The 12,490-nt window shown below is 63.2% G+C and carries 9 protein-coding genes and 1 pseudogene; 5 read left to right on the plus strand and 5 right to left on the minus strand.

Annotated elements, in window-relative coordinates:
- Nucleotides 1–41 precede the first annotated feature (41 nt).
- Entirely contained in the window at nucleotides 42–2,000 is a 1,959-nt protein-coding gene (locus DMR_RS09410; protein ID WP_015860676.1) for a peptide transporter, read from the plus strand.
- Between the two features lie 159 nt (nucleotides 2,001–2,159).
- Here the strand turns inward: DMR_RS09410 and DMR_RS09415 are convergent, their stop codons facing one another.
- Nucleotides 2,160–3,941, minus strand: coding sequence for a methyl-accepting chemotaxis protein (locus DMR_RS09415; protein WP_052278982.1), 1,782 nt, complete (start codon nucleotides 3,939–3,941; stop codon nucleotides 2,160–2,162).
- Between the two features lie 340 nt (nucleotides 3,942–4,281).
- On the opposite strand from DMR_RS09415, the gene rpoZ reads away from it, so the two are divergent.
- The 4 genes from rpoZ to moaC are packed head-to-tail and all read left to right on the plus strand — an operon-like array spanning nucleotide 4,282 to nucleotide 6,562.
- Nucleotides 4,282–4,506, plus strand: coding sequence for a DNA-directed RNA polymerase subunit omega (rpoZ, locus tag DMR_RS09420; RefSeq protein ID WP_015860678.1), 225 nt, complete (start codon nucleotides 4,282–4,284; stop codon nucleotides 4,504–4,506).
- 8 nt (nucleotides 4,507–4,514) lie between these two features.
- Entirely contained in the window at nucleotides 4,515–5,624 is a 1,110-nt protein-coding gene (dnaJ, locus tag DMR_RS09425) for a molecular chaperone DnaJ (RefSeq protein WP_015860679.1), read from the plus strand.
- Nucleotide 5,625: 1 nt separating this feature from the next.
- Nucleotides 5,626–6,042, plus strand: a complete 417-nt coding sequence (locus DMR_RS09430) for a tetratricopeptide repeat protein (RefSeq protein WP_015860680.1) — start codon at nucleotides 5,626–5,628, stop codon at nucleotides 6,040–6,042.
- Nucleotides 6,043–6,049: 7 nt separating this feature from the next.
- Nucleotides 6,050–6,562, plus strand: coding sequence for a cyclic pyranopterin monophosphate synthase MoaC (gene moaC / locus DMR_RS09435; protein ID WP_015860681.1), 513 nt, complete (start codon nucleotides 6,050–6,052; stop codon nucleotides 6,560–6,562).
- A 204-nt stretch (nucleotides 6,563–6,766) separates the two neighbouring features.
- Here the strand turns inward: moaC and ldhH are convergent, their stop codons facing one another.
- The 4 genes and pseudogenes from ldhH to DMR_RS09455 form a co-directional block, all read right to left on the minus strand.
- Entirely contained in the window at nucleotides 6,767–8,926 is a 2,160-nt protein-coding gene (gene ldhH, locus DMR_RS09440; RefSeq protein WP_015860682.1) for an L-lactate dehydrogenase (quinone) large subunit LdhH, read from the minus strand.
- Nucleotides 8,927–9,550: a LutC/YkgG family protein gene (locus DMR_RS09445; RefSeq protein ID WP_015860683.1), complete on the minus strand. Its 624-nt coding sequence runs from the start codon at nucleotides 9,548–9,550 to the stop codon at nucleotides 8,927–8,929. It lies immediately after the preceding gene.
- A gap of 89 nt (nucleotides 9,551–9,639) precedes the next feature.
- On the minus strand, nucleotides 9,640–11,274 hold the full coding sequence (locus DMR_RS09450) for an L-lactate permease (RefSeq protein WP_015860684.1): 1,635 nt from the start codon (nucleotides 11,272–11,274) through the stop codon (nucleotides 9,640–9,642).
- Nucleotides 11,275–11,426: 152 nt separating this feature from the next.
- Nucleotides 11,427–12,476 (minus strand): annotated as a pseudogene (locus tag DMR_RS09455) (phosphotransacetylase family protein); the annotation flags it as partial.
- Nucleotides 12,477–12,490: the final 14 nt, after the last annotated feature.

Here is a 12,490-nt window from a genome sequence, read left to right on the forward strand (position 1 = left end):
CGCCGCCAGGAAGACATAAGGACAGGACACCAGGAAGCCCGATGTACGACGACAAGGAATTAGCCGAATACCGGGACCTGCTCCCGACCCCCACCCGCTTCGAAGAGGGCTTCGACTGGAAGACCATTGTCGGCGCGGTCTTCATCGGCTTCCTCATGATGCCGGGCAGCATGTATTTGCAGCTCGTCATCGGCTCGGGCATCGGCCCGGCCGCCCGCTGGGTGACCATCATTCTCTTTGCCGAGATCGCCAAGCGCGCCTACACCGAACTCAAGCAGCAGGAAATCTTCCTGCTCTATTACATGGCCGGCGCGGCCATGGCCTCGCCCTTCCACGGGCTTTTGTGGAACCAGTACCTCGTCCAGTCCGACGCGGCCAAGATGTTGGGCCTAACCGACCTTATTCCGCTGTGGGTCGCCCCGGGGCCGGACTCGGATTCGCTTTTGGCCCGCACGTTTCTGCACCGCGACTGGCTGGTGCCCATCCTGCTTTTGGTCGGCTCGCAAATCGTCCAGCGCATCGACCACTTCGGCCTGGGCTACGCCCTTTACCGCGTCACCTCCGACGTGGAAAAGCTGCCTTTTCCCATGGCCCCGGTGGGGGCCCTGGGCACCATGGCCCTGGCCGAGTCCACCGAGGACAGAAAGACCGGCTGGAAATGGCGCGTTTTTTCCATCGGCGGCATGATCGGCCTGGCCTTCGGGGCCATCTACGTGCTCTTCCCGGTGGTCTCGGGGCTGGTCTTCACCGAACCCGTGCGGCTTATTCCCATTCCCTGGGCCGATTTCACCCGCAACACCGAGGCCTGGCTGCCGGCCGTGGCCACCGGCATCCAGTTCGACCTGGGGCTGGTCTTCACCGGCATGGTGCTGCCGTTTTGGGCGGTCATCGGCGGGCTGGTGGGGCTTGTCATCACCATCGTGGCCAACCCCATCCTCTATTCCCACGGCATCCTGCACCGCTGGCGGCAGGGCATGGGCACGGTGGACACGGTTTTTGCCAACAACTTCGATTTCTACATGTCCTTTGGCATCGGCCTGGGGCTGGCCATCGGCGTCATCGGCATCTGGCAGGTGGCCAAGTCCCTGCGCCAGGGAGGCGTTGGCGGCGCGGCCTACAAGGCGCTTTTTACCACCAACAAGGCCCGGGGCGACATCAACTTCTGGGTTTCCATCGCCATCTACGTCTTCTCCACCCTGGCCTACATCGGGTTGTGCCTGTGGCTGGTGCCCCAGTTCCCGTGGCTGTTCTTCGTTCTTTACGGCTTCATCTACACGCCGCTTATTTCCTACATCACCGCCCGCATGGAAGGCATCGCCGGCCAGTTCGTGAGCCTGCCCCTGGTGCGCGAGGCCAGCTTCATCGCCGGGGCGCGCTTTTTCGGCTACCAGGGCATCGAGATCTGGTACGCGCCCATCCCCATCCACAACTACGGCAAGGCGACGGTGGATTTTCGCGAGATCGAACTGACCGGCACCAGCCTTCGCGGCATCATCAAGGCCGAGATCGTGGTCTTTCCGGTGGTCATGGTGGCCAGCCTGCTGTTTTCCCAGTTCATCTGGCAGCTGGCCCCCATCCCTTCGGCCAGCTACCCCTATGCCCAGGAGCTGTGGCATCTCCAGGCGCTCAACACGCTGCTCATGCAGACCTCGACCCTGGAAGGCAATTCGCTCTTTTTCCAGGCTCTAAACGGCTGGTACGTCAGCGCCGGCCTGGGGCTGGGGCTTGTCGTCTACATGCTGCTCATGATTTTCGGACTGCCCGTGCTTCTGGTCTACGGCATCGTGCGGGGACTCGGGCAAAGCGTGCCCCACGGGCTTATTTTGGAAGTGGTGGGGGCGCTGGTGGGGCGGTATTATTTCCTCAAGCTCTACGGCGCGCGCTGGCGGCAATACGCCCCCGTGCTCCTGGCCGGCTTTTCCTGCGGCATGGGGCTCATGGGCATGTTCGCCATGGGCGCGACGCTGATCCTCAAGTCGCTGGGGAAACTGGCCTACTAGGCCGACAGGATTCCGTTCTGCGTCGCCGGAACGGTGAGTCGGCTGGCCAGCCGCGACTTATTCCAATGGTCTTTCAAAAGCGAAAGCACATGGCAAATGACGTAGTGATATGATTGTTTATGTATAAAACATAACTGCCGTTATGTTTTATAGCAGGCATTATCCGGCGCGCTGCATGTCCGCGATGAGCTTCCTGAGCACCTGGGTCTGGCGATTGAGGTCGCCGACCGCCGCCGCCGAACGTTCCATGATGGCCGACGTCTCCCCGGCGATGCGGCTGATGTCGCCCAGGCTGCGGTTGATCTCTTCGCTGGTGGCCGACTGCTCTTCGGCGGCGGCGGCGATGGAACTGACCTGTTCGGTGGCCCGGTCAACGAAACTGACCACGGCCTCAAGCACCTGGCCGGAAGCGCCGGCCTTGCTGGTGGCGGCCTCGATGGCGCTGCCGGCCGCGTCCACGTTGCGGATGTTCTGGCGGGTTCCGTCCTGGATGGCCCGAATGGCCTGCCCGACCTCGGCCGTGGCGGACATGGTTTTTTCGGCCAGCTTGCGGACTTCGTCGGCCACCACGGCGAACCCCCGGCCGGCGTCGCCGGCACGGGCGGCTTCGATGGCGGCGTTAAGCGCCAGGAGATTGGTCTGGTCGGCGATGTCGGCGATGACGTCGAGGATGGCTCCGATGCCGTCGCTGAGCCGGCCCAGGCCGTCCACGTCGTTTTTGAGGGCCAGGGCTTGCGCCCGCACCGCCTCGATGCCGGATACGACCTCGGCCACGACGGCCGCGCCTTCCTTGGCCTTGCCCCGGGCCAGATCGGCGCTGGTTGAGGCCTGGCCGGCGTTTTTGGCCACCTCCAGGACCGTGGCGTTCATTTCTTCCATGGCCGTGGCGGTCTCATCAATGCGTTCGGCCTGGGCCGCAGCCCCCTGATGGGCCTGGGACGACTGCTCGGACAGGGTTTCGCTGGCCGAGGCCACAACGGCCGCTACGTCTTCGAGCTGGCGGGCCGTGGCCAGCAAGGCCTCGCGGCTTGCCTCGGCCCGCTTGGCTTCGGCGGCGGCTTGTTCCATGGCTTGGCGGGCCTTGGCTGCTTCTTCGGCCGCTTCCCGGCTCTTGGCCTCGGAGAAAGCCATTTTTTCCTTGAGGCTGGCCACCATGGCGCGCATGGCCCCGGCGAGCATCCCGATTTCATCCCGACCGGCCACATCCAGCCGGGCGTCGAGCCGACCCTGACCGATGTCTTCGGCGTAGGCCACGCTGCGTCCAAGGGGAACGGTGATGGAACGGATGATGGCCAGGGAGAAAAGCCCCGTGACCACCACGGCCCCGGTCAAGCCCAGGATGGCGAGCAAAAGGGTGCGGTCGTAGAGTTCCCGGGCGCTTGCTTCGGCGGTCTGGTTTTTTTTTGCGGCCAAGGCGGTGATATCCTCGACGATGTCGTCAATGGCCTTGGTCGGTTCGCGGTCGATGCCTTGCACCTTCTGGTCCACAAGGGCGCTGAAGCGGGGATCGGACGACGACACGGCCTTTACGGCTTCTTCATACTGCCGCGTGAGGGCGACATGGGCGGTGACGGCGCTGTCGATGGCCTGGGTCGGAAAACGCAGCTTGGTCATCGTTGCCTTGAGCTGCGTCAGCAGGCGAACCACCTCGGCGTGTTCCTTTTGAAACAGGTTGACATAGCTTTGATATTTTTCCGGATTCTGGCCACGCAGCAAGAGGTTTTTCCATTCCTGGACCTGTTTTTTGAAAGCCACCTGGGCCGAGCGGGCTTCGTCCACCGAAGCCGTTACCAGGGTGCTGGTCGCGATATTATCCAGAGACATGGCATTGATCTGGGTCATGACGACAAAGCCGAAAATGCCGGAGCCGACCAGTATCAGCAGTGCCGTCCCGGTGAGCAGGAACAGCCGGGTGCTGATTTTCAGGTTGTTCAGGGCCATGTGTTGCTCCTTTTTCCGGCGTTTTCGCCAAAATCGGTGGAGGGTCGGGCTGGGAGAATAACGACAATTTTGTAACAGCATTAGAAAAGAAGGCAAGAGACCGGGACAAAAAACGTCACACCGTGTAGAAAAATGCTGTCCAGAGCGGCTAGGGGAGGTGAGAATAGGCTTGACGGGTGGAGCTGGTCTGGATATAAAAACAAATTTTGCATCGGCCGAATAATTTGGCCGCATGGTTTGTCTCACGACAAACCCTTGACTCGTCCCCAAAACGACTTACCAGGGTTGCACGCTTCCCTGGCCGCCCGGCGACGCGCGAACATCGCGCAAGGAGAACTGCATGGCGCGCATTACCGTCGAAGATTGCCTGGAAAAGATCAACAACCGTTTCCTCATCGTCCAGATGGCCATCAAGCGGGTGCACCAGTACCGCGAAGGCTACGATCCGCTGGTGGAGTGCAAGAACAAGGAAGTCGTCACCGCCCTGCGCGAAATCGCCGCCGGCGAGGTGATGCCGGCCGATTCCATCGAGGAAGCCGGCGTGTTTCTTCCTGCAACCAAATAGAAAAAACAATGCCCCGGGATTATTACGAAGTGCTGGGCGTTGCCCGCGACGCCGACGACGAGACCATCAAGAAAGCCTACCGTCAGCAGGCTTTCCAGTTCCACCCCGACCGCAACCCTGACGATCCTGAAGCCGAATCCAAGTTCAAGGAAGCGGCCGAGGCCTACGAGGTGTTGCGCAACCCTGAAAACCGGGCGCGCTACGACCGCTTCGGCCACGAGGGCCTGGGCGGCAACGGGTTCGGCGGTTTCGGCACCACCGACGACGTCTTCAGCGCCTTTTCCGATATTTTCGGGGAGTTCTTTGGGTTCAGCGGCCGCGCCTCGCGCGGGCCGCGCCCCCAGGCCGGCAACGACCTGCGCTATGACTTAAACGTCTCCTTCCGCGACGCGGCCAGGGGTACGGAAGTCACGCTCAAGATTCCCAAAAACGTCCAGTGCCACGTCTGCAACGGCTCCGGGGCCGAACCCGGCACCTCGGCCGAAACCTGCCGGCACTGCGGCGGCTCGGGCCAGGTGGTCCAGAGCCAGGGCTTTTTCCGCATCGCCGTCAGTTGTCCGTCCTGCCGGGGCGAAGGGCGCGTCATCGCCACGCCCTGCAAGGAGTGCCGGGGACGGGGCATCACCCGCCAGACCCGCGAGCTCAAGGTCCGCGTGCCGGCCGGCGTTGACGACGGCAGCCGCCTGCGCCTTCGCGGCGAGGGCGATCCCGGCCTGTACGGCGGCCCCCCGGGCGATCTCTACGTCATCCTCCATGTCGAGGCCGACAAGATTTTCGAGCGCCAGGGCCAGGATCTCATCTACCGCCAGGACATCACCTTTGTGCAGGCCGCGCTCGGCCACAAGATCGAGGTGCCGACCCTGGACGGCGACGAGACCATGGAGATCCCCAAGGGCACCCAAAGCGGCGAGGTGTTTTCCCTGCGCGGCCTTGGCCTGCCCATTCCGGGATCGACCCGCAAGGGCGATCTGCTCGTCCACGTGACCGTGGTCACGCCCCGTGGGCTGACCAAGAAGCAGGAAGAGCTTTTGCGCGAATTCGAGGAGCTTGACGAGCAAAAGCCCATGAAAAAAGTCAAAAGCTTCTTTCGCAAGGCCAAGGAGGCCATGGGGAACTGACATGGGCAAACGCATGCGTTGCGCCGTCATGGCGCTGGCTTTGATCCTGGCTCTGCCCGGCGCGGCCGTGGCCGGACCCACTGACGACTACCGCCAGGGCATTACGGCGGCCAACAAGGGCGACATGGACACGGCCATCGCCGCCTTTACCCGCATCATTGATTCCGGGGCCGGCGGGGACGTGAAAAACCTGGCCAGCGCCTTCAACCTGCGCGGCATGTGCCAGGAAGCCAAAAGCGATCTGCAAAAGGCCCTGGCCGACTACTCCAAGGCCATTGAGCTCGACGCCAAGATGGCCGAGGCCCTGGGCAACCGGGCCATGCTGTATATGAAGCTCGGCGACGAGGCCAAGGCCAAGGAAGACGCCACGGCCGCCAAGCGCATTGACCGCAAGGTCAAAGTCCCGGAATTCAAGTAGGCCGGCTATGAGCGAAGGCTTCACACATCTCGACGCCGACGGCGCGGCCCGCATGGTGGACGTCGGCGGCAAGACCAAGACCCGCCGGCTGGCCGTGGCTGCCTGCGAAGTGCATCTGTCGCCGGCCACCATGGCGCTTTTGGCCACGGCCGCCCTGCCCAAGGGCGACGCCCTCAACACCGCCAAGATCGCCGGCATCATGGCCGCCAAGCGCACTGCCGACCTCATCCCGCTATGCCATCCGCTGCCCCTGGCCCATGCCGACGTCCGGTTCGACGTGGATCAGGCCGCCGCCGTGGTGCGTGTGGAGGCCGAAGCTTCCACCGTGGCCGAAACCGGCGTGGAGATGGAGGCGCTGACCGCCGCCATGGTTGCGGCGCTGACCATCTACGACATGTGCAAGGCCGTGCAGAAAGACATCGTCGTGAGCCAAGCCAAGCTGCTTTTCAAGTCCGGCGGCAAGTCCGGAACCTTCGTCTCGCCCGACTGGCCGGCCGGCCGGCCTTATCCGGCGTCCTAGTCATTGGCGCCAACCGATTTATCGCCCGCAGGTGAAAACGCCTGCGGGCTTTTTTTATATCCCGGCCGGCTGGCTCATTGTCCAGCCTCCACCGACTGGCTTTGCCTTGCCCGCCAAAGTTGCGCCCGGGCTGCCCTGTACTGGAGCATAAAAAAGGCCGCGACGGATGTCGCGGCCTTGAGAGCGAGGTAGCCCGTCGAGAGGCTATTTACGCTTGAGGCGCTCGGCCAGGTATTCGGCCACGTGGCGCACTTCGAAAGGCGTTTTTTCGGCCTCGAAGCCGCCGCGAATCTGCATGATGCAGCCCGGGCAATCCGTGGCCATGGCGGTCGCGCCGGTGGCCTTCAAATTGGCGAGCTTCTTGCCGAGCAGTTCCTTTGAGAGTTCCGGGAACTTCACCGAGAAGGTGCCGCCAAAGCCGCAGCACACGTCTTCCTCGGTGGCCGGCACGTATTCCAGTCCGGCTTCGCCCAGAAGCGCGCGCGGGGCTTCGGTGACGCCCAGGCCCCGGCACAGGTGGCAGGGGGCGTGGTAGGTCACCTTCTTGCTCGGCCCGGTGAAGGACTCGTCGGTGATGCCCAGCACGTCACGGACAAAGGAACTGAAGTCGATGACCCGGTGGGCAAACTGGGCGGCCTTGTAGGCCATGGCCGGATCGTCGGCGAAAAGCCGCTTGTAGCCGTGCTTGAGATAGGAGGCGCAGGAGGCGCACATCGTCACGATGTAGTCGAAGTCCTGGGCGTCGATGGCGTTCATGTTGTGGGCGGCAAGCTCCCGGCCGGCCTGCTTCTCGCCCATCATCTGCAGCGGCAACCCGCAGCAGGACTGGCCCATGGGGTACTCCATGGCCACGCCCGGCTTGGAGGCGATGACCGCCACGGCTGCTTCCATCTGTTCGGGATAGACGAAGTCCTGCACGCAACCCGAGAACAGCGCGACTTTCAGCTTGGCGTCGGCCACCCGGGGCTTGATGCGCTCCCACTTGTCGCGGAAGGCCTCGTCGGCCACGGCCGGCAGGGCGCGGAAGTCCTGATCCTTGAACAGGAACATGGGCAGATGGCGCAGGTACGGCGTGCCGCCGGTGATCGGCTTTTGGAGTAGCCGGGCGGACTTGAGCATGGTGTGGAAGAGCTTGCGGTTTTTGAGCACCTGGCCCACGGCCGTGGAATAGAGCGGATGGCCTTCCTCGTCCTGGATGCGGGCGTGGACTTCCTTGATCAGGGTCGGCAGATCGATGCCGGCGGCGCACACGGCCTTGCAGGCGCCGCAGTTGAGGCAGTTCTGGACCAGATTTTTGGCCTTCTCCCGGCCGTGGAAGAAGTAGGTGGCGACAAGGCCGATGGCCCCGATGTAGACGTGGCCGTATTTGTGGCCGCCGACCAGACGGTAGATGGGACAGACATTGGCGCAGGCGCCGCAGCGAATGCAGCGCAGCACCTGTTTGAATTCCGGGTCACGGGCCATGGCCAGACGGCCGTTGTCCAAAAAGACCACATGCTTGACCTTGGTTCCGCGGGGAGAGGGCTCGCAAGGCACAGTGCCGGTGATCCAGGTGACATAGGAGGTGATGGCCTGGCCGGTGGCGTTTTTGGGCAGGCAGCGGATGATGCGCAGGGCGTCGTGCAGGGTCGGCATGAGCTTGTCGACGCCGGCCAGAGCCACATGCACCCGGGGCAGGGTGGTGGTGAGCCGCCCGTTGCCTTCGTTGGTTATAAGGCCAATGGTGCCGGTTGCGGCAATGGCGAAGTTGGCCCCGGAGATGCCCATGTCGGCTTGGCAGAATTTGGGCCGCAGTTCCCGGCGGGCCACCTTGACGAGCTTTTGGATGTCCACGTCCTGCTGCTTGTGGGTGACCTCGGAAAACAGGTCGGCCACCTGATAGCGCGACAGATGGATAGCCGGCATGACCATGTGGGTCGGGCCTTCGTGGCGCAGCTGGATGATCCATTCGCCAAGGTCGGTCTCGGTCACTTCAAAGCCCTGGGCTTCGAGGTGATCGTTTAAGTGGGTCTCCTCGGCGGTCATGGACTTGGATTTGACGATGGTCTTGACGTTATTTTCTTTGCCGATGCGGGCAATGATCTCATTGGCTTCGTGGGCGGTGGCGGCCAGATGGACCTTGGTGCCGGCGGCTTCGGCGTGGCGTTTGAATTCCTGGAAGAGTTCCTCCAGACGGCCGATGGATTCGTCCTTGGCCGCGGCGATCTCGGCGATCAGTTCCGGGGCGTCGATGTCGGCAAAGGCATTGGCCCGGGATGTGCGGTAGGCCACGGCGAAATTGTCCAGGGCCTGGCGCTGGAAATCGTTTTCAAGTGCTTCGCGCAATTGCTTGCGGTATTCCTTGAGGGTGGTGGCGTCTTGCATCTATTTGTCCTCCAAGATGAGGATGTGCAGTTCCAGCGGCCCATGTACGCCCAGGGCCAGGACGCGCTCAATGTCGGCGGTGCGGCTGGGGCCGGTGACGAAGGCGGTGAAATCGGGCTGTCCCATCCATTCGACCAGCCTGGGCTCCAGGGCATAGGAGTCGGCCACGATGGCCCTGGCCGGCAGCACGGCGATGTGGATCTCGGCAATCATGCTGGCCAGGCGCACTTCCTCGTTTAGGGAGCGGATGACCACGGTGCCGGTCTCGGCGATGCCGGCGGCGGCCATGGTCAGGCCAATGTCGATGCCGCCGAGGTGGGCGCGCATGCCGGAAGTGATGAGCTTCACGCCGCGCTCGGCGCAATGGGCCGACAGGGCGGCCATGGCCTCGTCGGGCATTTCCGGGGCGCAGATGATTTTATCCTGCTTGGTTTCGCACAGGGCTTCGGCCGTGCCGGAAAGCGGCGCGTCGCAGCCCGAGGCCAGGATCTGGCAGGCTTCCTTGCCGACGCAGACGTCGGCGACGTAGGCCATGGCCTCGTCCATGGAAGCGACGCAGCGTACCGTGGCCGAAACCAGGCCGGCTTTCGCCGTGAGTTTTTCGACCAGATTGGGGGTGGTCATGGGAACCTCTCTTTGGGGTCGGAAACAATACGGCCGGCGACGCGCGCGCGAAGCCGGCCGTACCAGACGCTAGCGCTAAGGGTTAGAGGTTAGGGCAGCATCCACTTGAGGGCATAGGCCTGGAGCAGGGTCAGCACGGCGACGACGCCGAGCATGGCCAGGGAGTGGGGCAGGGTGAAGCGGAAAATGTCGCCTTCCTTGCCCACCATGTTGGAGGCCGCGGTGGCCACCGAGATGGACTGGGGCGAGATCATCTTGCCGGTGACGCCACCGGAGGAGTTGGCGGCAACCGTCAGGTGCGGATCGACGCCGATCTGCTGGGCGGTGGTCTTCTGCAGCGAACCAAACAGGGCGTTGGAGGAGGTGTCCGAACCGGTCAGGAACACGCCCAGCCAGCCGAGGATCGGCGAGAAGAACGGGAACAGCGCACCCGTGGCGGTGAAGGCCAGGCCCATGGAGGAGCTCATGCCCGAGTAGTTCATGATGTAGGCCAGACCCAGGATCATGGCAATGGTGCAGATGGGCCACTTGAGCTGCTTGATGGTGCGGAAAAGGCAGGCAATGCCCTTGCCGAAGCCGTAGCCCGGCATGAAAATGATGGAGAGCAGGCCGGCGAACAGGATGGCCGTACCCGGAGTGGACAGCAGATTGACGTTGAACACGGCCGGGTAGGGCGCGTCCTTGGCCACGATGGGAGCGGTTTTGACGACCAGATTATGCAGGCCCGGCCACTCGAACTTCATGATGAAGATCTTGTCCAGGATGGCCTTGAAGGAATCGATGCCCCAGAAAAAGACCATGATGGCCAGGATGATGTAGGGCAGCCAGGCGCGGAAGATCTCGCCACCGGAGAACTGGGCCTCGACGGTGCGCTGGGCGGCCGGAGCTTCATCCGGGAAGTGCCAGGTCTGCTTGGGCTTCCAGACTTTGAGGAACAGCCCCAGACCGAGGATGGTCACAATGGCGGAAATGATGTCGGGCAGGTAGGGGCCGACGTAGTTGGAGACCAGGAACTGGGAACCGGCGAAGCACACGCCGGCGATGATGACGGCGGGCAGCACTTCCATGGTGCGCTTGAAACCGCACATGGTGACGGACAGCCACAGCGGCACGATGATGGACAGGAAGGGCAGCTGGCGGCCGCAGATGGCGCTGATTTTCATCATGTCGAGGTCGGTGACCTTGGCCGCGACCACGATGGGGATGCCGATGGCGCCGAAGGCGACCGGGGCGGTGTTGGCGATGAGGCAGATGCCGGCGGCGTACAGCGGGTTAAACCCAAGGCCCACCAGCATGGCGGCGGTGATGGCCACCGGGGTGCCGAAACCGGCGGTGCCTTCGATAAACGAACCGAAGGCAAAGGCGATGAAGATGGCCTGGAGCCGGCGGTCATCGGTGATCTGGGCCAGGGAGTTCTTGATGATGTTGAATTCCCCGGACTCGACGGTCATGTTGTACACCCAGATGGCGGTGACGACGATCCAGACGATGGGGAACAGGCCGAAAGCGGCGCCGTAAATGGTGGCGTCAATGGCCAAGCCGACCGGCATGCCCCAGGCCGCGATGGCCAGGATGACGGCGGTGAGCGTGGCGGCAAAGGCCGCTTTGTGGCCGGCCATGCGTTTGACCGCCAGCATGTAGAACAGCATGTACAGGGGAATGCCCGCCACGAGTGCGGAAAGCCCGTAGCTTCCGAGCGGTTGGTACTGTTGGACCCACGACATGTTCTCTCGCTCCTTTGGTTGGAAAGTTGACCAGCCGCTCCCGATCCCGTCGCCGCGAAGGGCCGGGGTGCGAGCCAAACCGCTATTGGACAGGCCCTCCCGAACCCGGACACGAGAGTCCGGGAGGGCCGTGTCGGCTTACAGGCCGAGGTTTTTTTCAGCATCGCCATGTTGACGGACTGCTGCACGATCTTGGTGCCGTGCTCGATGCGCGAACGGTCGCGCAGCTTTTCCCGGGTCAGCATGAGTTCCATCTTCTTGGCCACGGAGAAGGTGTCGTCGCGCACCACGATGACGGGCACGCCCTTGTCCTCGGCCTTGGCCAGGATCATGTCGTTGGGGTAGAGATTGCCGGTGAGGATCAGCGCCGAGCAGTTGCCTTCCAGGGCCACGAGCTGCAGGTCGGCGCGGTCGCCGCCGCACAGGATGGCCACGTCCTTCTGGCGTTTGAAGAAGGTGACGAAGTTCTCCACCTGCATGGTGCCGATGAGGAAGTTGACCACCAGCTTGTCGCTTTTCGGGGGAGCGGTGACCAGGCGGCCGCCCAGGCCCACGGCCAGATCGGAGGCGCGCACGGCGAACATGATGGGATCGTGAGGCACGATGCCGAGCACGTCCACGCCCCGGCGCTTGAGGAAGGGCACGATCAGGGTCTCGGCCTCTTCGCGGAAGTGTTCGGGCACGTCATTTAAGATGACGCCGACGAGGTCGTCGCCCAGGGCTTCCTTGGCGGCGGCAAGATAGTCGTAGTTGTATTCCTGGAGGTAGCGGTCGACCAGGATGACCTTGGTGCCCAGGGCCTGGGACACGGACACGCCGTCCACGCCGCAGTACTTGCCGGAGTAGAGGAAGCTGCCCGAGCCGCCGACCAGCATGAGGTCCTTTTCGGCGGACAGCTTCTTGTAGCTGTCCACGATGCCCGGCAGCAGGTTGGCGCAGTCTTCCAGGAAGGCGCGCATCCGGAAGTCGCGGGTGATGACCACCGGGGTCACCAGGGAGGGATTCTCGGACAGGCCCAGGGCCTGCTGCATGAAATAGGCGTCTTCATCGCCGATCTGGTTGCCGATCTTATGGGGAACCGCGCCGATGGGCTTCATGTAGCCCACGCGCTGGCCTTCGCGCTGGAAGTGCTGCCCCAGGGCCAGGGTGACGAGGTTTTTGCCCGAGTATCCCTGGGTAGACCCGATGTAGAGACCGATCATAGGTATGTTCCTCC

Source organism: Solidesulfovibrio magneticus RS-1, from assembly GCF_000010665.1.
Classification (GTDB): Bacteria; Desulfobacterota; Desulfovibrionia; order Desulfovibrionales; family Desulfovibrionaceae; genus Solidesulfovibrio; species Solidesulfovibrio magneticus.